Below are 21,279 nucleotides of genomic sequence, written 5' to 3' on the forward strand. Positions count from 1 at the left end.
AATAAACATTTAAACGCTCAAGATAGATTGGCGGCTTGCACAAGTTAGACACTTAGTTTATAACTTAAGTAGAGAGCCATTTTCGCTAATTAATACGTTGTAAATACTGATATGTTATGAATATATTAAGAGATTTCTAAGTATGCACTTATAAAGGAGTTTGCATGCGGATTGTAGTTTGTGATGATGAGCCATTAGCCCGTGAACGTTTAGTTAGGATTGTCCAAGAATCAGGTCATGAGGTAGTTGCCCAAGCAAAGACAGGCATCGAGGCGATTATTGCCGTAAAATCTCAGCAGCCAGACATCATATTGCTCGATATTCGTATGCCCGAGATGGACGGGGTAGAGTGTGCCCAAGAGCTTGCGAAGCTGAAACATCCACCAGCTATTATATTTGTAACAGCTTATGACCATTATGCGATAGCGGCACTAAAAGCCAATGCCATCGGTTATTTGTTAAAGCCAGCTAATAAAGACGAGCTGCTAGAATCATTGCATAAAGCCACCAATCTCAATGCCGCGCAATTAAATGGGATTCGTAAACTTGAGAATCCGACTGCCCGTCCAGTTCGCGAACATATAGTAGCGCGTACCCATCGCGGTGTTGAGCTAATTGAACTCAAAGACATCTATTATTTTACCGCGGATCAAAAGTACGTCAAAGTTCGCCATAGAGATGGCATTGTCCTTATCGATGATACTTTAAAAGAGCTTGAGCAAGAGTTTGAGGGCAGATTGTTTCGGGTGCATCGCAACGCCATTATTAATATCAAGTATTTAGACTTTTTAGAAACCTTAGATGCAGGACAGTTCCAGCTGCATTTTAAAGGGATTGATGAAACCCTAGCGGTGAGTCGTCGCCATCTACCGGCACTACGTGAAAAGATTCAAAGCATGTAGCTTTCTATTGAACTTTAAAACCATTGAGCTCTAGACGTATTTAACTTCAAAGCCATTTAGCTTCGAAACTACGTGGCTATAAAGTATTAAGCAGCAAGCGCTGCAATCTGTTGAAATAATCATGCCATATCATCAAACCCTTATTTATGCTTAAATAGGGGTATTTTTTTGTATTCTTCTTTTTTATAAATCGTTTGTAGCGCCCGTCTTGGGTGCCAGATTTGCATTATTATTAAGCACTGACATTCTAGTATCGAACTTATTGAGGCCTTTTATGAGCACCACGCAGCCACCTGCTTTGACTACCTTAAATATCGCCACGCGCCAAAGCCCATTGGCATTATGGCAAGCTGAGCATATTCGTGACCGCCTGTTGGCGCTTTATCCTGAGCTGACGATTAATCTGCTAAAAATTGTCACTAAAGGGGATAAGATTTTGGATACGCCGCTGGCTAAAATTGGCGGCAAAGGTTTGTTCGTTAAGGAGCTTGAACAAGCGTTATATGACAGGCAGGCAGATATTGCGGTGCATTCTTTAAAAGACGTGCCGATGGAGTTACCAGAAGGCTTGACGTTGGGCGTCTACTGTAAACGTGCCTCGCCAACTGATGCTTTCGTTTCTAATACTTATCATAGTATCGATGAATTGCCGCAAGGCGCGGTGGTCGGTACCGCAAGCTTACGTCGCCAATGCCAAATTAAAGCTTATCGTCCCGATTTACAGATCAAAACTCTACGTGGCAACGTTGGTACGCGCTTAGGGAAGCTCGATGCGGGCGAGTACGATGCCATTATTTTGGCCACCAGTGGTTTGCAGCGGATTGAGCTTGATGAACGCATTCGTAGCGAGTTGGATATTGATATTTGCTTGCCAGCGGTTGGACAAGGCGCACTGGCGATTGAATGCCGTGAAGGTGATGATGAAGTTTTAAAATTATTAGCGCCATTAAATGATGACAAAGCTCGTATCCGCCTTATCGCTGAGCGCGCATTGAACCGTCATTTACAAGGTGGCTGCCAAGTACCGATTGCGGCTTATGCGGTGTTACAAATGGCTGATACAGACAAAGATAGCAGTAGCAAAAACAATGGCCAAAATGGCAATAATGATGCAGGTGATACCTTGTGGCTACGCGGTCGCGTCGGTCAAGAAGATGGTAGTGAGGTACTCAAAGCTGATAAAAGCTTGACCTTAACGGGTAGCCAAGCTGAGCAAGAAGCGCAAGCCAACCAGCTAGGTATTGAAGTTGCTGAGATGCTACTAGCCATTGGTGCTGGTGATATTTTATCGGCCATTTATAATCCTAGATAGCAGCTATATTTAATAATATTTAACTATTATTGCCATCTTAATCATAGCGTTGTTACTTATATGACTCTATGATTAAGCTTCCTTTCTTCCTAAGCTTTTTGTCACGGTATGTTTATGTCTTGGTCATCACCGAATTCTACTGATTCCAATCAATTTATTGATAAGCCAGCATTGCTGCCGCAAGTGGTCATCAATGCGCGCCCAATCGAGCGTGCGGCACCGCTGACACAGCATTTACAAGCGGCAGGAATGTCGGTGATTGATATGCCGATGTTGACACTAGAATCGCGCGCAACTACCGAGCAAGATATGGGGTTGATGCGCCAATGGTTTGCAGGTGATTATCAAGCACTCGTTATTGTCAGTCCGACAGCCGCCGCCTCAGGGTTGGCTGTTTGGCAGGTGCTTGAGGATGAGCGCCAAGCTCAAAAATCTTGCGAAAATGCTAGCGCGCAAAAAGAGACGGAGCTTAAAGCTTTAAAAGCCCCAAGCCATTTGATAGCGGTCGGAGAAGCGACTGCGGCAGTGTTAGATGATGCAAAATTGGATGCATCAAGTTATCAAGTATTGCAGCCGTTAATTGCCAATAACGAAGGTATGTTAGCCATGCCTGAAATTGAAAGTCTGCAAGCAGGCGATAAGCTGTTGGTATGGCGCGGGCTCGGTGGGCGGCGCTTATTGGTTGATACGTTACAGGCGCGCGGCGTGCATATCGATAGCATCGCTTGGTATGAGCGCAAAATGCCTAGTGATGCTATGGCGCAGTATGAAGAGTGGCAAACGCAATTCCTTGCGCAGCAGTCTTTGCAGCAGACAACTTCAGTAGCACAGCCAAAGCCCATCGTGATTGTCAGTAGTGGCACGGCATTTGAGAACTGGGAAACCGTTGTTAAGGCAGTGGCAACCAAGGATTTAGAGTCCAATAAAGGCAAAATGGCGAGTTCACAATTAAAACTCACCAATTTTGCGTATGTGGTATTAGGCGAGCGCTTAGCAAATATGGTCGCGCGTCAGCAACTAAGCTATTGGCGGGTGGAGGATTTGGCGCCAACAACAATTCTTGCAGCCATTAATTCACCCATAGTAGATTTAATGTAAGCAAGAAAACACATTTTTCTTACTCTATTTATTTTATATTTGCTTAAAAAATTATCAATCACCAACGGTGCTGCCTTATGTCCATTAATACTGAATCATTATCTAAGGAACCTTCTGCTATCCAGCAGCGCCGGCAAGCAAATATGTTTTTGGTACGCTTGCAATGGCTGGTGATTTTATTGCTTATCGCTGCTTTACTGTGGTTTTTTATCAATCAACAGCGTTTCGAGCGCAATGTGAATGAACGTTTGCAAAGCAACGAGCAAATGGTCAGCCGTCTCAATGAGATGGACGATCGTATCTTTGCCATGAGTCAGCAAACCTTGCCAGCACCTCGCGCTGCCGCCAGTAGCCAAGCTCAAAACCAGCTGGATTTATTGCGTATTCAAATACAAGCGGCTGATAGATTATTGGGAGACAATAACGAGAGTGCAGCGATTGAGTTATTGCGCGGCCTACATTGGCAGCTGTCCCAAAGCAGTAATGAAATTGCCCCCGCACTGACCGTGGTCATTAAACAAAGCTTGGTAAAGGATATTGAACGTTTGCAGGCAAGAAGCTCGCAGCCGAGTCCGTGGCAGCTACAAAGCTTAGCCATTCAAAATATCCAAGAGTTTTTACACAGTTATGAACGTCTAACTAATACGGTTGGTCAAACTAATAGCACCGATAACAATGTAAATTTAACGCGCAGACAGCTTGTGATTCATGAAGTGATTATGACGTTGAATTTAGCCAGTCAAGCCAGCAATATGCGTGAAAAAGAGCAGTTGGTTGGCTATTTGCGCCAAGCACGTAAGCAGCTACAAACCTTAGAGCCACAGTCATCATTATCAGAACCCTCTACCAATAATAAAAACTCTCCAGCAACGAACAGCATAACCGCTAATAAAGATAAGGCGCAAACCAAATCCTCTCCGAATGACATTACTGAGGTTATCGACTGGTTGGATCGATTGATTGCCAATGCGCCAAAACCAACGCCATTATTAACCACGCAAATTTTGGATAAGCCTAAGCGTTAGTGATAGTTTTCAAAATTCTATAAGATAAAAATAAGAGAAAGGCAGTGATGAATAGTTTTGAGAACAATACAGCATTAAGTAATGAAAGTTCAGGTAACGTTCACCCTGACGAGTTAGCGCACTATCCAATTATTCATCATCAGCCAATTCATTGGGGTGAGATGGATGCTTTTAACCATCTAAATAATGTGGTTTTTTATCGTTACGCGGAGTCAGCACGGATTGGCTATTTGCAGGCGCTCGGCATGTTTGATGGCAGCATGGTCACGGTCTTAGCGCAGTCAAGCTGCCAATATCTACGTCCTGTGATTTATCCCGATACTTTATTATTAGGCGTGCGTTGTCAGCGTTTGGGTAATACCAGCATAGTAATCGAATATAGCTACTATAGCACCGCTCAGCAAGCTGTGGTCGCTACTGCTGATGCAGTTATTGTTCGTTTAGAGAGCGATGGCAAAACTAAGTTGCCATGGACATTTGAAGAGCGTGAACGCTTGTTGGGGCTGGAAAAAACAGTCGGTCATACGCCCGAACTTTAAAAGAGAGTTTATTTATTAAGTTATAAATACTGCTAGAATGATACTGATAAGATAAAACTCATTAATAAAAAACCATTAAGAAAGGCACGCTAATATATTAGCGTGCCTTTCTTGTCCTCTTTCTACTGCTTAATTTTACTATTAGTCTTTATTTTTGCTTAGGTGCGTGAACAAAATCAACAACGTTCAAATCAAAGCCTGACAAGGCATAAAACTTCATCGGTGATGATAGTAAGCGCATATCACGAACCCCTAAATGGCGTAAAATCTGTGCGCCAACCCCAATGCTGCGATACGGCTGCTGAGCAATGGTTGAGATTGATTGATTTTCAGCAGCTTTATCAAGCGCATCTCCTAAATCAATCGGTTGATGGTTGCCAATCCAAACCAGTACCCCACGTTCTGAATCTTGTATTTCTTCTAGCGCTGAACGTACACTCCAGCCGCTACGACCAGTTGCATCATTTTTCGCCGCAAATAAGTCACGTAATGGATGGAAGCCATGAACACGAACGGTACTGACGCCTTCGCCTACATCACCTTTTACTAAAGCCAAATGAGTTTCGTCAGCACCAAACTCGCGGAAACGATGCAGAGTAAAAGTACCATATTCTGTCTCAAACGGATGTGATTCAATTTCTTCGACCGTTTGCTCATTGGCAATGCGGTAGTTAATCAGGTCAGCAATCGTACCAATCTTCAGACCATGCTCTTTGGCAAATATTTCTAGATCATCACGACGTGCCATCGTCCCGTCATCATTGATGATTTCAACGATAACTGCTGCTGGCTCCAAACCTGCTAGGCGAGCCAAATCACAACCAGCTTCGGTATGACCGGCACGATGCAGGACGCCACCATTTTGAGCCATAATCGGGAAAATATGCCCAGGCTGGACGATATCTTCTGGTTTTGCTGAAGAAGAAACAGCTGCTTGAATAGTACGCGCACGGTCAGCGGCAGAAATACCTGTCGTGACGCCTTCAGCCGCTTCAATAGAAACGGTAAAGTTGGTGCTAAATTTTGCCTCGTTGCGGTCTGACATCAGTGGCAGTGCCAGCTGCTGACAGCGTGCTTCTGACAAGGTCAAACAAACCAAACCACGCGCATGGGTAATCATAAAGTTAATATCATCAGGGCGCACGTGGGTCGCTGCCATAATGATATCGCCTTCGTTTTCGCGATCTTCGTCATCCATTAAGATGACCATTTTTCCAGCACGAATATCTTCGATAATCTCAGGAATCGTATTTAAACTCATAGGAAGTCTCAATATTTTATTATGTGTAGATAGGTTTAATTCGGGATATAAATGTTTATCTGCCTATTGTAGCAGTAGATTGATCCAATCGCTGCTGTGCTAAAGCAAAACCTGCCTTAGTTAGAGCCATATGCTATAAAAATGACCTACTCAATTGGCTTATATATTGTTATGAGGTCATTTTAACGTTTTTCACCCCAGCGTGCTGCCTCATCTTGACAATCTGTCAATTAATAGGTTAAAAATAGTAATAAGTATTATCAATGATGCAAACCTATAATCTTAATTGTTACTGGCCGCTTGACTCTTTAGCCAGTCCATAAATTGTTTGCTGTGTTGCTCGCGCTGATTGTCAGCAAATTTATAAAAACTTGTCCCGATTAAATTATCGGGCAAATAGCTTTGTGGGTAATAGTGGTTGGGATAATCGTGCGGATATGCGTAGCCTTGACCATAGCCTTGATTACGCATCAATTTGGTCACGCCATTACGCAAATGCAGCGGCACAGGTGAGGCGTCTTTCTCAGCGAGTGCCATCGCCGCATTAATGGCTTTATAAGTACTGTTGCTTTTGGCGCTGGTCGCAAGATACACCACCACTTGCCCTAAGATAATGCGCGCTTCTGGCATACCGATAGATTGCACACTACGCAAAGCGGCATCAGCAAGGAGTAGGGCATTAGGGTTGGCATTGCCAATATCTTCACTGGCCAAAATTACTAAGCGACGCGCAATAAAATCAGCAGGCTCACCTCCAATCAACATCCTCGCCATCCAATAAAGTGCCGCATCTGGGTCTGAGCCGCGTACGGATTTTATCATGGCAGATATAATATCGTAATGCTGCTCGCCATCTTTATCGTAGCGTACGAGCGCGGTCTGAGCGACACGGGCGACCAATTCATCATCGATAATTAATGGTGAATGCTTCATATCCGCCGTCTGAATAGCAAGCTCTAATAAATTGAGCGCTTTTCTAGCATCACCATGCGCTAATTGGCTAATCGTCTGTTGCGCCTGCAAATCAACCGTCAAATTTTTCAGAATGTTATCTTCTAAAAGTGCACGCTGTAATACCGCACTGATTTGCTCAGGCGTTAGCGGCTCTAGACGATAAACTTGGCAGCGGGATAACAGCGCGTTATTCACACTAAATGACGGATTTTCAGTCGTCGCGCCAATTAAAGTAATATCACCTGACTCTACTGCCCCAAGTAACGCATCTTGCTGGGCTTTATTAAAACGGTGAATCTCATCAATAAATACCACAGGCGACTCGAAGCTTAACGAATCCTTACTATCTAACACCTCACGTAATTGCTTAACGCCAGTGTTTAATGCTGATAGCGCATGAAAGGGTCGTCCTACGGCATCAGCTAATAGCATCGCTATGGTGGTTTTACCGATGCCCGCTTCGCCATGCAAAATAATCGACGGCAGATGCCCTTGCTCGACCAAGCGCCGTAACGGTGCACCCGCTGCTAACAGGTGCTCTTGACCAATAATAGCATCAAGGGTCGCAGGGCGCATACGCTGAGCAAGAGGGGTATCGGCATGAAAATTCGGTGGCATAAAGGTCTCTATTATCAATTAAATAGCTTTTAATTTTTATGGGGTAAAGTCTTTATTTTAAGCTTGATGTTAAAAAAGAATATATATTCTAGCTAGGCTAACGCAGATTTACGTTAATAGAAGTCAACTAAGTGTACAACTTATGTCTTAGCTACTTTATTTTTTAAGTTTTTATCCCTATTAAAGGCTTAATAGTTCTATAAAGAATCGTACTTATAGAATAATATTCTAAACGCTCAATTTTTGTATATAAGGTAAGACAGTAATGAGGTTGCAGTCGACTTTTAAGCGTTTATTTAAGCGCTCTATAGCTGCTAGAGGCTCAAAGCAACAATCACGTCATCTGACTGATGGAGAGATAGCTTTGGCACGCTCAGTATTTGGTGACAGCCTCAAGCTTGATAGCGTGCAGCTTAAAACCGCATGGTGGGTTTTAAAATATTACGCTGTTAGCCCTAATGGCAATATTTATTTCCATCCGGCTGACTGGGTCACAGATTTTAGCCAATGTTCCTTGGGTAAGCAAAGCTGGCTTATCCATGAATTGACCCACGTTTGGCAGTTGCAGCACGGTCTTAAAGTCGTACGCGGCGCTATCATAAATCGTCGTTATGATTATGTACTTGAAGCAGGTAAGTCTTTTTTTAACTATGGCATTGAGCAGCAGGCACGTATGGTACAAGACTATTTTGTCCGTCGTCATCATGGTCATGACTGTCGGGATTTTGAAGCTTGCATTCCATTTTTAAAGGCGCAAAAGCTTGATACTAATCATCATAGCCATGACAATCACAGTTCGTTTAAAGTTTAACCTTTCTATTATGCTTAAATATTTATATGATGGCTTAAGCTGTTTATGATTACAGACAGGAATTATTATAAAAAAATGATCATAAAAAGCTCTAGAATTTATTACTCAATTGAGTCAATAACGCTTCTAAAAATACCATTAGTTATGGACAGTATCATCACGTTGGCTTTTACTTTTTCTGCTTTTAATAAGGATATGAATTCGGATGTTTAAACTCTTATCAGTAAAACCTGACATTGATGCTAATCATCGCTCTATAAATGTAGCCATGATTCGACCGTATAAAGCACCGACATTGATTGCGGCAGCACTGACTGGTGTACTGTTAGTAAGTGGTTGTCAGCAGCAAGCCGAAGAGCCAATACCCGATAGCAGTCAAACTAAAGAGAAAACCAGCGCTGAAGACAGTCAGCCTATGCGCAAAAGCGATTCTGCTGCTGCTCGTATAGAACAGTTTCAGCCTTTGTATCTTGCGCAAGCCAAAGGGTTACAGCAACGCTTGCAAGCGGAATATGAATCGCTACAAGCGGCAGATGCGTCAGACAGTAGCAATGACTTGTTGCCTGATAGTACAACTGCTGATCAAACAACGAATAATAATCAAACGACTAATTCTGAGCAAATAGCAAAGTCAACTGCTACGGATTCAGCCGCAGCTAAGGAAAATAGCAATAGTGATTCTAACGCTAGCAGTAACTCTGATATTGATGCTACTTTAGAGACTGATATTAATACCAGTACAGAAGTGGGCGAGCGCGATTTAACCGTGCTTAAGCGTATTAGTCTTGAGCCGCGTAAACCAGTGATGTTGACAGATAAGCAGATTATAGACAGTTATCAGCAAGCGATGGAAGCCCTTTATCAGCCTGTGACCACACCACTTAGTGCGGAAGATGTTGATACTCTAATCAATATCGCGACATTGGTACCACAGGTATTTGAACATGCAGAAATCGCCGGTAGACTAAGTGCAAAAAGCCCAGCGTTGGCACGTTTGATTATTCAGCATCAAGTATGGGAGCAAATAGAAGCCCAGCAAGTCATTGATATGCAGCAAATGAAAATCAATCAGCAGCAAGAGTTTGAAATGCTGATGGCGAAATTCAATGAAACCATTAAAGGCTATGATGAGCAAATTGCCAAATATGAGCAGACGTTAAAAGAGTTCCAGTAAAAATTTAAAGTATTAGAGTTGACTTGCTCAATAAATCTTATTAAAGATAGACCATAAAAAATCCCGCTATCGTAGCGGGATTTTTATGTGTCTAATTTTTATACTGCTAAAATAAAAGACTGACTATTTACGGTCTTCGACTTTAACGAATTCGCGTTTTGTCTCACCAGTATATAACTGACGTGGGCGACCGATTTTGAACGGTGCGCTGTGCATCTCTAACCAATGGCTAATCCAACCAGAAGTACGCGCTAGTGAGAAGATAACGGTAAACATTGACGTTGGGATACCGATGGCTTTAAGGATAATGCCAGAGTAGAAATCAACGTTTGGATACAAGTTACGCTCAACGAAGAACGGGTCTTCTAAAGCAATTTTCTCAAGTGCCATCGCAAGCTCAAGCTTAGGATCATTGATACCTAATGCGCCTAAGACTTCGTCACAAGTTTCTTTCATTACTTGTGCGCGTGGGTCAAAGTTTTTGTAAACACGGTGACCAAAGCCCATTAGTTTCACTTCACGGCTTTTTACTTTTTCCATGAATGCTGGTACGTTTTCAACTGTACCAATTTCATCTAACATAGTGAGTACGGCTTCGTTGGCGCCGCCATGTGATGGACCCCAAAGGGCAGCGATACCAGCGGCGATACAAGCGTAAGGGTTTGCGCCAGTAGAGCCAGCTAACCGTACCGTAGACGTTGAAGCGTTTTGCTCATGGTCAGCATGCAAAGTAAAGATTTTGTCCATAGCGCGAGTGATGACATCGTTGGTTTTATAATCAACATCAGCAGGCGTTGCAAACATCATATATAAGAAGTTTTCAGCATAATTGAAGTCATTACGCGGATACATGAACGGTTCGCCCTGTGAGTATTTATAACTCATCGCCGCAAGCGTTGGCATTTTAGCGATTAGACGGATAGCAGTGATTTCACGATGCTCTTCGTTGCTTACATCAAGATTTTCATGATAGAACGCTGATAAAGCACCAACGACACCGACCATGATAGCCATTGGATGGGCGTCACGGCGGAAGCCTTCAAAGAATTTACGTAACTGGTCATGAACGCCAGTATGCTTACGGACTTTTTCATAGAAATCCGCTTTTTGCTCAGCATTAGGCAAATCACCATGAATCAGCGCATACGCCACTTCTAAATATTCAGCATTATTTGCTAACTCATCGATAGGATAGCCGCGATGCAACAGCTCGCCTTTGCCACCATCAATAAAGGTGATTTTTGATTCGACAGGCGCAGTTGCCATAAAACCTGGATCGTAGGTCCAGTAGCCAGCTTGTTGAAAAGCAGCAACTTCGATAACTGACGGCCCTAAAGTACCTTCAATAATAGGAAGTTGGTAATCCTTACCATCTACGGTTAATGTGGCTTGATTATCAGCCATAATCTAATCTCCATTGTTTTAACTTGTTAGAATAAAATTGTAGAGACGCATACCTTCGCGCCCTAAATGGTCAAAATCAATTTAACCCATTTAACATGCAGGCTATATTTAATATGCAGGCTATATTAGCAGTTATTACTGAGGTTTTGAAAAGACTTTTGGCAGTAATGGCTGTGATACGGGTGCTTTAGTCGTAGTTAGCGACTGTAAACTTTGTATCAAAATATGTCTGCTTGGTAATTTAGCTTTAAAATACTTACTTGTTGTTAACGTAATGCTTCTCATTAACATTATAATACTAAAGACTTTTTAGCAAGATACTCTGTTTTAATAACGAAAGATAAATACCATAAAACAGACAGCGTATGAGTAATCGACAAATTGCTTTGGGTTTATGCTTTATCCTGAATTGGTAATACTAATGAATTCATATTACCAATAGCTAGCTTTTTGTTAATTAATCTCTAATAACCACTATTTAGGGGATAAATTTGTAATTAGTGGCCAGTCATTTTATAATTAGAGGGATTTAACTGGCACTAGCTTTGCGCAAATTGATCGCTCATCCTAATAAAGCCTTGGATAAGGCTTGGCTTTACTCATACTTTGTTACGATTGGACGTTCGGTTTATAGACTATAAACCAGCTTATCGCTTGAATATTCTTGTTAACTGTTCTATTTTTAGATAGCCAACAATGAAGTTTACCTTAATAAAAAATGATAACATAGAGATGACACCTTGGCGTTATCTTTTTTTGTTGATGGCAAGCAGTAAAAATAGAATAGTTAATCGATTTATCCCATACTGTGTGCTGAGTATTAAAAGCACGTAGATAGCTTGTTATTGAAAGGGATTGTCATCTCAACGAGCGAGGTTTAGCCTTCTATAAATAGGCTTTAATTAATAGACCGAAGCGACCTTTCAAATTTAGCGCAAATTAAACGACGTCAGCTAGCCCTTCCTTACTTTATTCATCTCATGTGTTGCTCGCCGCTTTAGAATAGTTTTTTTATAAATAGTGTTTTTATAAATAGTATTGGTATAAAGCGTTGATAGCAGATACAGGAGTATAACCGCAAAAAGGATGCCCGCTGTGAAAAGCAACCGACCTATTGATCTGCCCTTAAGCCAAGTGATTAGCGTTAATCGCTCACCGATTGCGATAGCTTCAATCTTGCATCGTATCTCTGGCATTGTTTTATTTCTACTTATTCCTGTCATGCTGTGGTTATTGCAGAATTCTTTGGCGTCGCCTGAGAGTTTTGAGACCGTATTTGACAATGTTCTCGTTCGCTTTTTGGCCTGGATTTTTGTCGCTGCCATTGCCTATCACTTTGTGATGGGTATTAAGCATTTATTTGCTGATATGGGCATGAATGAGGAGCTAAAATCTGGCCGTGCCGCTTCTATGATTAGCTTTGTCATTGCAGCAATCTTAATTGTCGCGTCATTTGTATGGGTGATGTTCTAATGAAAAACGATTCAGGAATCAACAGCGCTACGGGTCTAACTGGCTCAGGTTCACGCGATTGGATTGTGCAGCGTATCAGTGCTGTCATTTTAGCCGTTTACAGTGTGGTATTACTGGGCTTCTTCTTAACCCATGGTGATGTAACCTTCGTTGATTGGTCACAATTTATGACCAGTTTACCGATGCGTTTGTTCAGCTTATTGGCCGTTTTGGCATTGGCTGGTCACGCTTGGGTTGGTATGTGGACGGTATTTACTGACTATATTACCACTGGCAAACTGGGCTCAAGCGCAGCAGGTCTACGTTTAGTACTACAGACATTAATGATTATCGCTATTTTAGTGTTTCTATTTTGGGGCATCATGATTTTTTGGGGTAACGGCTTCGGTGTCGTTGCTGTTTAATCATTAAGCAGATATCTAATCATTGGATATCAACAAATAACAACGGATGAACCTGACAACGCTATTAACCCTTATATGGTTTATAGCTGTTAGATTATTATGATTCCGTAGTCACCAAAATAGTCATAGCTAATCATAGCGTTGGGCGCACACTGAATAGAAGCATAAGTTATTGAGTAGCTCATAATGATTAGATGAATGAGTTACTAGGTGAATGTAGCTAATCAGGTGAGATGACCCAATATAACGATAGATATGCAAATTAAGTGGTTGAAGGCTGTTTGTATCGTATTTTGATTATTGTCAGTAGCGTTACCGCACAATAAGATGCAAAACAACCTTTTTATTTACTTCTAAGCATTAACAGGCATTAGGAAAACCGTAATGGCAACTAGACAAGATAATACTATTAGTAATATTAAAACCCTGAACTACGACGCGGTCATCGTTGGTGGCGGCGGCTCAGGTATGCGTGCTTCATTGCATTTAGCAGAAGCGGGCATGAAGGTTGCAGTCTTGACCAAAGTATTCCCAACCCGTTCGCACACGGTTGCTGCTCAAGGCGGCATTGGTGCAAGTTTGGGTAATATGAGCAATGACAACTGGCACTTTCACTTTTATGACACTGTTAAAGGGTCAGATTGGTTAGGTGACCAAGACGCCATTGAGTACATGTGCCGTGAAGCGCCAAAAGTGGTGTATGAGCTTGAGCATATGGGTATGCCGTTTGACCGTAACGAAGATGGCACGATTTATCAGCGCCCATTCGGTGGTCATACGTCAAACTATGGCGAAAAAGCCGTACAGCGTGCTTGTGCTGCTGCTGACCGTACTGGTCATGCGCTATTGCATACGTTATATCAGAAAAACCTACAGCAAGGTACTGAGTTCTTTATCGAGTGGATTGCGCTTGATTTGATCAAAGACGACGCCGGTAATATCAATGGCGTCATCGCTATTGAACAAGAAACGGGTACGGTTGCCGTCTTCCAATCACCGATTACGGTTCTTGCAACGGGCGGCGCGGGTCGTATCTTTGCGGCATCTACTAACGCTTATATCAATACTGGTGACGGTATTGGCATGGCGGTTCGCGCAGGTATTCCATTGCAAGATATGGAATTCTGGCAGTTCCACCCAACGGGCGTTCATGGTGCCGGTGTACTATTAACCGAAGGTTGCCGCGGTGAAGGCGCTATCTTACGTAATAAAGATGGCGAAGCCTTTATGGAGCGTTACGCGCCAACGGTAAAAGACTTGGCACCACGTGATTTAGTATCACGTTCTATGGACCAAGAAATCAAAGAAGGTCGTGGTTGTGGTCCAAATGCTGACCATATCGTGATGGATATGACGCATTTAGGTGTTGAAACCATCATGAAGCGTTTGCCATCAGTATTTGAGATTGGCAAAAACTTTGCTAACGTCGATATCACCAAAGAGCCAATTCCCGTTATCCCAACCATTCACTATATGATGGGGGGTATTCCAACGACTATCCATGGTCAAGTGATTGTACCGGATCTAGAAGCGGGTACTGATGAAGAAGGTTTATATGCCAAAGGCAACGTTGTTAAAGGTCTTTATGCAATCGGCGAGTGTGCTTGCGTCAGTGTGCACGGTGCCAACCGTTTAGGTACCAACTCATTGCTTGATTTATTGGTCTTTGGTCGCGCAGCTGGTAAGCATATCGTTGATGAATTCCATCATGCTGACCACAATTACAAGCCATTAGACCCACGTATTCTTGATTATACGGTTGGTCGTTTAGACAAACTGCAACAATCGACTTCAGGCTATAATGCGCAAGACGTTGCTGATGAAATTCGTGCAACCATGCAAACGCATGCCAGTGTATTCCGTACGCAAGCGATGATGGACGAAGGCGTTGCAAAAATCTTAGCGCTAGGCGAGAAGATTGACCAAATTCATTTGGCTGATAAATCACAAGTCTTTAATACCGCACGTATCGAAGCTTTTGAAGTAGGCAATCTTTATGAAGTGGCAAAAGCGACGATGATTTCAGCAGCTAAGCGCCACGAAAGTCGCGGCGCGCACAGTGTTTCTGACTATGATCGCCCAGAAGATGATGAATACGCACCAAACGGCCGTAACGATAGAGAATGGATGAAGCATACCTTATGGTATTCTGAAGGTAATAAAGTTATCTATAAACCCGTTCGTAAAGTGCCATTGACCGTCGATTATATCGAGCCAAAAGTCCGCGTCTATTAATTTTAGATGATGTGCGCTTGATTTTTACGCACAGTACAAACGTTTTATCCTTTATTAATCTATTAAAAAGGTGACCGCCAGCGACAGACCACTATCAGCGCTGAGATTTAAAATCGCAGCGCTGATAGTTTACAATCCTTAGATTGCATGGTTTGTCAGCCCGCCATCATCTACGTGTGGAGTTTAGCATTATGAGCCGAGGTACTCGCACCATCGAAATCTATCGCTACGATCCTGATGTGGACGCAGCGCCGCGCATGCAAACCTATACGGTTGAGTTGTTAGACTCAGATCGTATGTTGCTTGACGTGTTATTACGCTTAAAAAAGGAAGATGAAACTCTGACCTTCCGTCGCTCTTGCCGCGAAGGTATTTGCGGTTCTGACGGCATGAATATTAATGGTAAAAATGGTCTTGCATGTCTGATTAACATGAATACCTTGCCTGAAAAAGTAACGGTTCGCCCGTTACCAGGTTTGCCAGTGGTTCGTGATTTGGTCGTCGATATGAACCAATTCTACGAGCAATACGAAAAAGTTCATCCGTTCCTAATCAATGACCAGCCAGCGCCAGCAACAGAGCGCTTGCAGTCACCTGAGCAACGTGACAAGCTTAATGGTTTGTATGAATGTATTTTATGTGCCTGCTGTTCAACCAGTTGCCCATCTTTTTGGTGGAATCCTGATAAATTCTTAGGTCCAGCAGCACTATTGAATGCCAACCGTTTCGTTTCTGACAGCCGTGACACGGACACTCGTGCGCGTTTGGCACGTTTAGACGATCCGTTCAGCTTGTTCCGTTGCCGCGGCATCATGAACTGTGTTTCAGTATGTCCAAAAGGCTTGAATCCAACCAAAGCTATTGGCCATCTACGCAATTTACTTATCGATCAAGCAGGTTAGTCTACCTTTTATCGTTAATTAGCTTTATAATAGCGCCATAAAAAACACCACCTATCATTAGGTGGTGTTTTTTATTAAAAAAATTGAGTAGTTAGCTGCCTTTTAAGTAACTAGCTCTTATTTTTTAAGCAATTAGCTCTTGTTTTTCTGATTAAGACGACAATATCAGCATTTTAAGCGATATTGTTGAGGAGCAGTGGCAAATCCGTCAGTGTAAGTAAGGCTCTATTAACAATACGTTGCTTGTATGTAAGAAGACATGCTATATCGCGCGTCTCCCTATATAATTGAATATGGTAATATTGTTTAGTATTGCAAAGACTTATTGGTGTAAATCTGGTTCTTGTGAAGTAATAGATTTACAAAGATTTATTCTTCTAAAGGTAAAGTTGCGATAAATGATAATAGATATTCATTACGTAAATACCTAGTATTGAACAAACAAACTATGGCGCCTAGGCTAGGCATGTTACTCTATACGGCAATGTATGTTTGGCGAAATATACGCCATACTTTTACCATAGGAAGACATTTCAGTGAAAATAGCCAATTGATAGGCTAACTGAAAGAAAAGATGCTTGCTTAAAAACCTTATTATTAACAATTTGGTTATAGCTGATAGCATTATATATAAATTAATGTTGTGAAACGATGTGATTCAGAAAACTGACCGTTCACAAATAATTAAAATACTAAGATTGGTATTGCCATCACGCTTTTTACCGTTATATAGCTTTAGCATACAATTGCGAAATAGTTTTTAATAGCAAAAAACGATGAACAACATACCTAATGTACAACGAATAACACAATAATAAGCACGATTCCATTCATTTATCTATCAAATAGACGATTATTATGAATAGTATAACTAAAGAAGCAGCGAGCGTAGATCATACCGAACTGGCCGCTGATAATGCCAGTTACATCGAAGCCCTCTATGAGCAATATCTAGACGATCCTAGTAGCGTTGATAGCGATTGGCAAGCGTATTTTCAACAATACAAATCACCAAACGATGCCGCGCATAATGCCATTAAGGATCAGTTCTTGTTGCTTGCGCGCAATCAGACCGCTAATAAAGTCAACACTGAAACGTCTGGCGCTACTGCTGACAATTCAGGTAACTGTGCCGACCCAAAACAAATGGGCGTGCAGCAACTGATTTCAGCGTACCGTCGCCGTGGTCATCGCCGTGCTAAGCTTGATCCTTTGGATCTACATCCACGTGCAGAAGTGGAAGATTTGACCCTTGCTTATCACAATCTTTCAGAAGCTGACCTTGATACCGTATTCCCGACCAATGATTTAAATATTGGTAAGGATGAAGCGCCGCTACGTGAAATTATCGAAATCATGGAGCGCGTATACTGCCGTTTTATCGGTACTGAATATATGCACGTGACCACCAGCACTGAAAAACGCTGGATGGAAAAATATCTCGAGAGCAATCTAGGGTATATTAAATTTGATACAGAAAAACGTTTATCTATTCTTGAGCGTTTAACCGCCGCCGAAGGCTTAGAGAAATATCTGGCTCGTAAATATACCGGCGTTAAGCGTTTCGGTTTGGAAGGCGGTGAGAGCTTTATTCCTGCTATCAATGAAATCATCCAACGTGCTGGCGGTTATGGCACCAAAGAGATGGTCATTGGTATGGCTCACCGTGGGCGTTTGAATTTATTGGTCAATATTTTGGGTAAAAACCCTGCCGATTTGTTCGATGAGTTCGATGGTAAAGTACAGCCAGAAAAAGGCTCAGGCGACGTTAAATATCACAATGGTTTTTCATCGAACGTGATGACACCAGGTGGCGAGGCGCATCTAGCATTGGCGTTTAACCCATCGCACCTTGAGATTGTTGCACCTGTATTGCAAGGGTCGGTACGCGCGCGTCAAGTTCGTCGTAACGATCAGCCATTACAAGATAACAAAACTGGTAACTCAGTATTGCCAATCGTTATTCATGGTGATGCCGCTTTTGCCGGCCAGGGTGTGGTACAAGAAACCTTCCAGATGTCACAAACCCGCGCTTATACCACGGGCGGTACGGTACATATCGTTATCAATAACCAAGTTGGCTTTACCACCAGCCGTCAAGAAGATGCGCGCTCGACTGAGTATTGTACTGACGTAGCAAAAATGGTTCATGCGCCGATTTTACACGTAAACGGTGATGACCCTGAGTCCGTAGTATTTGCTGCTCAGTTAGCGCTTGATTACCGTCATGAATTTGATAAAGACATTATTATTGATTTGTTCTGCTATCGCCGTAACGGTCATAATGAAGCCGATGAACCATCAGCGACTCAGCCATTGATGTACGCGGTGATTAAAAAATTACCAACGACCCGTACTATTTATGCGCAAAAGCTAATTGAAGAAGGTCTGCTGAGTAAAGAAGATGAAACTCGCTTAGAAGATGAATACCGTGAGTCTTTAGACCGCGGCGAATATGTTGCCAACTCTTTAGTCAGTCAGCCTAACGAAGAGCTATTTGTCGATTGGAAACCTTATCTAGGTCATGACTTGGTCGATGATTGGGATACCAGCGTCGATATCGAAGTACTAAAAGGTTATGGCCGCCGTATGGCGGAGATGCCAGAAGGCTATAAGTTACAACGTCAAGTACAAAAAGTGGTCGAACAACGCTTAGCGATGCAAACGGGTGAAGAGCCTTTAAACTGGGGTGCTGCCGAGACCTTAGCATACGCTTCACTGGTTGATAACGATAAAGTGTTGGTACGTATTACGGGTGAAGATGTCGGTCGTGGTACCTTCTCGCATCGCCATAGTGAGCTATACAATATTGAAGATGGCAGCATGTATGTGCCATTGGCGCATATCAGTGAGCAGCAAGCGCGCTTTGCCACTTATAACTCGTTGCTATCAGAAGAAGCAGTATTAGCATTTGAGTATGGTTATGCGACCACAGTGCCAAATGCACTTGTCGTTTGGGAAGCGCAGTTTGGTGATTTCGTCAACGGCGCGCAAGTGGTGATTGACCAGTTCATCTCTAGTGGTGAGACCAAGTGGCAGCGCGTTTGTGGTCTAACCATGCTGTTACCACATGGATTTGAAGGTCAAGGCCCTGAGCATTCATCTGCTCGCCTTGAGCGCTTCTTGCAATTATGTGCTGAAGACAATATGCAAGTGATTACCCCAACGACGCCAGCACAGATTTATCATGCGCTACGTCGCCAAGCGGTACGTCCGATTCGTAAACCATTAATCGTTATGTCGCCGAAGAGCTTGCTACGTCATAAATTGGCGACTTCAAACCTCGAAGAGTTAGCAAACGGTAAGTTTGAAACGGTATTGCCAGAGATGGATCAACAAAATCCGGACAACGTGACGCGTATGGTGTTATGTGGCGGTAAAGTCTATTATGACTTGCTAGAGCAGCGCCGTGCATTAGGTCTTGACCATGTTGCTATCGTGCGTATTGAGCAGCTTTATCCATTACCAGAAAAACGTTTGATTGCTGAAATTGAAAAATATAGCAATTTAAAAGAAATCGTTTGGACACAAGAAGAGCCGCTTAACCAAGGTGCTTGGTACTATTTAGCGCCGCATATGTTCCGCATTGTCGTGCCGCACCCAACCAAGGCGAAAGTCATGGAGCCAGTGGCGCGTCCTGCTAGTGCGGCACCAGCAACAGGTTCGGCAAAACTGCATGTCAAGCAGCAGCAAGATTTAATCGCTGGCGGTCTTGGAATTAGTGTAGATGAGCTGTCCAAGTAACGACTCGTTTACTTAACAGATTATATTTATATAAGATACATGAATCAGGCGATGACAGTCCGTACCGCGTATTACCATTGAAGTAAGACAATTCAAAATGGTACTGACTGCTCATCACGACTTAATAATAAATAGTAATATCAATATCTAAGGAGTATATCGATGGCTGAAATTAAAGCCCCCGTGTTTCCAGAATCGGTTGCCGATGGCACCATCGTGGAATGGCATGTCACTGAAGGTCAAGAAGTTAGCCGTGATGACTTATTGGCTGAAATTGAAACTGATAAAGTGGTATTAGAAGTTGTGGCACCTGATAATGGTGTCGTAACCAGAATCGTTAAGCAAGTTGACGATACTGTTTTGTCTGACGAATTGATCGCAGAATTTGAAGCAGGTGCTAGCGGTAGTACTGATAAAGGTGATGCTCCTGCAGTCGATCCAGACCAGCCAGCTGCGCCAGTACAACCAAAGCAAGGTACTGATGGCGGTGAGCCAGTCCAAGCAACAGATAAAAAAGACGAAGCAGATCATAAAGATCAAAGCCCTGCAGTCCGTAAAGCAGCGAAAGAGTCTGGCGTTGATCCTAAAGACGTCGAAGGCAGTGGTCGTGACGGTCGTGTGACCAAATCTGACATGGCAAACCCGACGCTAAAAGCTGACAGCTCTATTAAATCTGATAGCGGTCTTCCAGTCGCTGAATCAACAGGTGAGCGCACGGAAAAACGCGTACCAATGACGCGTCTACGTAAGACAGTCGCCAATCGTCTGCTAGCCGCTTCTCAAGAAACAGCGATGCTAACCACGTTTAACGAAGTCAATATGAAACCGTTGATGGACATGCGTGCTAAGTATAAAGAGCAGTTTGAAAAGCGTCATGGCGTACGTCTAGGCTTTATGTCGTTATTTGTAAAAGCGGCGACCGAAGCGCTTAAACGTTTCCCAGCGGTCAACGCCTCACTAGATGGTGATGATATTGTTTATCATGGCTATTATGATATCGGTGTTGCCGTATCTTCAGATCGTGGTTTGGTCGTTCCTGTATTGCGTGATACCGATCGCATGAGCATGGCAGATGTTGAAGCCAAGATTCGTGAGTTGGGTGGTAAAGCACAGAAAGGTAAGCTTGGTCTAGATGAGATGACTGGTGGTACATTCACTATCTCAAACGGTGGCGTATTTGGTTCACTCATGTCAACGCCAATCTTGAATCCACCACAAACTGCTATCTTGGGTATGCATGCTATCAACGATCGTCCAATGGCCGTCGATGGTAAAGTTGAAATTCTACCAATGATGTATTTAGCACTTTCTTATGACCACCGTATGATTGATGGTAAAGAGGCAGTACAGTTTTTAGTAACTATCAAAGAGTTGGTCGAAGATCCAGCCATGTTACTACTAGACCTTTAAGCCTATGAGCTTG

16 protein-coding genes are annotated in these 21,279 nt (G+C 42.8%); 13 read left to right on the forward strand and 3 right to left on the reverse strand.

What is annotated here, in order from left to right:
- Nucleotides 1–164 precede the first annotated feature (164 nt).
- The 5 genes from JMX13_RS06820 to JMX13_RS06840 all read left to right on the forward strand — a co-directional run bounded on the left by JMX13_RS06820 (nucleotide 165) and on the right by JMX13_RS06840 (nucleotide 4,876).
- On the forward strand, nucleotides 165–902 hold the full coding sequence (locus JMX13_RS06820; protein ID WP_201611390.1) for a LytR/AlgR family response regulator transcription factor: 738 nt from the start codon (nucleotides 165–167) through the stop codon (nucleotides 900–902).
- Nucleotides 903–1,176: 274 nt separating this feature from the next.
- Entirely contained in the window at nucleotides 1,177–2,214 is a 1,038-nt protein-coding gene (gene hemC / locus JMX13_RS06825) for a hydroxymethylbilane synthase (RefSeq protein WP_201611399.1), read from the forward strand.
- 114 nt (nucleotides 2,215–2,328) lie between these two features.
- The gene (locus tag JMX13_RS06830; RefSeq protein WP_201611401.1) at nucleotides 2,329–3,312 is read left to right on the forward strand and encodes a uroporphyrinogen-III synthase; all 984 of its coding nucleotides are present in this window, start codon (nucleotides 2,329–2,331) and stop codon (nucleotides 3,310–3,312) included.
- 77 nt (nucleotides 3,313–3,389) lie between these two features.
- A complete protein-coding gene (locus tag JMX13_RS06835; protein ID WP_201611403.1) occupies nucleotides 3,390–4,337 on the forward strand; it encodes a hypothetical protein in 948 nt (315 codons plus the stop codon).
- Between the two features lie 47 nt (nucleotides 4,338–4,384).
- Nucleotides 4,385–4,876, forward strand: a complete 492-nt coding sequence (locus tag JMX13_RS06840; protein WP_201611405.1) for an acyl-CoA thioesterase — start codon at nucleotides 4,385–4,387, stop codon at nucleotides 4,874–4,876.
- A gap of 148 nt (nucleotides 4,877–5,024) precedes the next feature.
- Here the strand turns inward: JMX13_RS06840 and ribBA are convergent, their stop codons facing one another.
- A complete protein-coding gene (gene ribBA / locus JMX13_RS06845; protein WP_201611407.1) occupies nucleotides 5,025–6,137 on the reverse strand; it encodes a bifunctional 3,4-dihydroxy-2-butanone-4-phosphate synthase/GTP cyclohydrolase II in 1,113 nt (370 codons plus the stop codon).
- A 282-nt stretch (nucleotides 6,138–6,419) separates the two neighbouring features.
- Entirely contained in the window at nucleotides 6,420–7,709 is a 1,290-nt protein-coding gene (locus JMX13_RS06850; protein WP_201611409.1) for a replication-associated recombination protein A, read from the reverse strand.
- Between the two features lie 265 nt (nucleotides 7,710–7,974).
- On the opposite strand from JMX13_RS06850, the gene JMX13_RS06855 reads away from it, so the two are divergent.
- Nucleotides 7,975–8,520 carry a type IV secretion protein Rhs gene (locus JMX13_RS06855; protein WP_227686240.1) on the forward strand — a complete coding sequence of 182 codons (546 nt, stop codon included), beginning with the start codon at nucleotides 7,975–7,977 and terminating at the stop codon, nucleotides 8,518–8,520.
- 205 nt (nucleotides 8,521–8,725) lie between these two features.
- Entirely contained in the window at nucleotides 8,726–9,694 is a 969-nt protein-coding gene (locus JMX13_RS06860; RefSeq protein ID WP_227686241.1) for a hypothetical protein, read from the forward strand.
- A gap of 123 nt (nucleotides 9,695–9,817) precedes the next feature.
- On the opposite strand, the gene gltA is transcribed toward JMX13_RS06860, so the two are convergent.
- Entirely contained in the window at nucleotides 9,818–11,098 is a 1,281-nt protein-coding gene (gene gltA, locus JMX13_RS06865; RefSeq protein ID WP_201545231.1) for a citrate synthase, read from the reverse strand.
- 1,086 nt (nucleotides 11,099–12,184) lie between these two features.
- On the opposite strand from gltA, the gene sdhC reads away from it, so the two are divergent.
- The 6 genes from sdhC (at nucleotide 12,185) to odhB (ending at nucleotide 21,266) form a co-directional block, all read left to right on the forward strand.
- Complete coding sequence (sdhC, locus tag JMX13_RS06870; RefSeq protein WP_079690599.1) at nucleotides 12,185–12,571, forward strand: succinate dehydrogenase, cytochrome b556 subunit; 387 nt, start codon at nucleotides 12,185–12,187, stop codon at nucleotides 12,569–12,571.
- Nucleotides 12,571–12,975 (forward strand): succinate dehydrogenase, hydrophobic membrane anchor protein, encoded by a 405-nt coding sequence (gene sdhD, locus JMX13_RS06875; RefSeq protein WP_201611411.1) that lies wholly within the window; start codon nucleotides 12,571–12,573, stop codon nucleotides 12,973–12,975. Before sdhC ends, sdhD begins: the two co-directional genes overlap by 1 nt.
- A 384-nt stretch (nucleotides 12,976–13,359) precedes the next feature.
- Nucleotides 13,360–15,210 (forward strand): succinate dehydrogenase flavoprotein subunit, encoded by a 1,851-nt coding sequence (gene sdhA, locus JMX13_RS06880; RefSeq protein WP_201611413.1) that lies wholly within the window; start codon nucleotides 13,360–13,362, stop codon nucleotides 15,208–15,210.
- Nucleotides 15,211–15,401: 191 nt separating this feature from the next.
- Nucleotides 15,402–16,112 (forward strand): succinate dehydrogenase iron-sulfur subunit, encoded by a 711-nt coding sequence (locus JMX13_RS06885; RefSeq protein ID WP_201611416.1) that lies wholly within the window; start codon nucleotides 15,402–15,404, stop codon nucleotides 16,110–16,112.
- Between the two features lie 858 nt (nucleotides 16,113–16,970).
- A complete protein-coding gene (locus JMX13_RS06890) occupies nucleotides 16,971–19,856 on the forward strand; it encodes a 2-oxoglutarate dehydrogenase E1 component (RefSeq protein WP_201611418.1) in 2,886 nt (961 codons plus the stop codon).
- Nucleotides 19,857–20,018: 162 nt separating this feature from the next.
- Nucleotides 20,019–21,266: a 2-oxoglutarate dehydrogenase complex dihydrolipoyllysine-residue succinyltransferase gene (gene odhB / locus JMX13_RS06895; RefSeq protein ID WP_201611420.1), complete on the forward strand. Its 1,248-nt coding sequence runs from the start codon at nucleotides 20,019–20,021 to the stop codon at nucleotides 21,264–21,266.
- The last annotated feature ends 13 nt before the right edge of the window (nucleotides 21,267–21,279 follow it).

The sequence above is a fragment of the Psychrobacter immobilis genome, from assembly GCF_904846285.1.
Taxonomy (GTDB): Bacteria; Pseudomonadota; Gammaproteobacteria; order Pseudomonadales; family Moraxellaceae; genus Psychrobacter; species Psychrobacter immobilis_D.

Coding starts and splice junctions, on each gene's coding strand:
- JMX13_RS06855 (WP_227686240.1), top strand. CDS start 7,975: ATGAGGTTGCAGTCGACTTTTAAGCGTTTATTTAAGCGCTCTATAGCT.
- gltA (WP_201545231.1), bottom strand. CDS start 11,098: ATGGCTGATAATCAAGCCACATTAACCGTAGATGGTAAGGATTACCAA.
- JMX13_RS06830 (WP_201611401.1), top strand. CDS start 2,329: ATGTCTTGGTCATCACCGAATTCTACTGATTCCAATCAATTTATTGAT.
- JMX13_RS06840 (WP_201611405.1), top strand. CDS start 4,385: ATGAATAGTTTTGAGAACAATACAGCATTAAGTAATGAAAGTTCAGGT.
- JMX13_RS06835 (WP_201611403.1), top strand. CDS start 3,390: ATGTCCATTAATACTGAATCATTATCTAAGGAACCTTCTGCTATCCAG.
- hemC (WP_201611399.1), top strand. CDS start 1,177: ATGAGCACCACGCAGCCACCTGCTTTGACTACCTTAAATATCGCCACG.
- sdhC (WP_079690599.1), top strand. CDS start 12,185: ATGCCCGCTGTGAAAAGCAACCGACCTATTGATCTGCCCTTAAGCCAA.
- JMX13_RS06820 (WP_201611390.1), top strand. CDS start 165: ATGCGGATTGTAGTTTGTGATGATGAGCCATTAGCCCGTGAACGTTTA.
- ribBA (WP_201611407.1), bottom strand. CDS start 6,137: ATGAGTTTAAATACGATTCCTGAGATTATCGAAGATATTCGTGCTGGA.
- odhB (WP_201611420.1), top strand. CDS start 20,019: ATGGCTGAAATTAAAGCCCCCGTGTTTCCAGAATCGGTTGCCGATGGC.
- JMX13_RS06890 (WP_201611418.1), top strand. CDS start 16,971: ATGAATAGTATAACTAAAGAAGCAGCGAGCGTAGATCATACCGAACTG.
- sdhA (WP_201611413.1), top strand. CDS start 13,360: ATGGCAACTAGACAAGATAATACTATTAGTAATATTAAAACCCTGAAC.
- JMX13_RS06860 (WP_227686241.1), top strand. CDS start 8,726: ATGTTTAAACTCTTATCAGTAAAACCTGACATTGATGCTAATCATCGC.
- JMX13_RS06885 (WP_201611416.1), top strand. CDS start 15,402: ATGAGCCGAGGTACTCGCACCATCGAAATCTATCGCTACGATCCTGAT.
- sdhD (WP_201611411.1), top strand. CDS start 12,571: ATGAAAAACGATTCAGGAATCAACAGCGCTACGGGTCTAACTGGCTCA.
- JMX13_RS06850 (WP_201611409.1), bottom strand. CDS start 7,709: ATGCCACCGAATTTTCATGCCGATACCCCTCTTGCTCAGCGTATGCGC.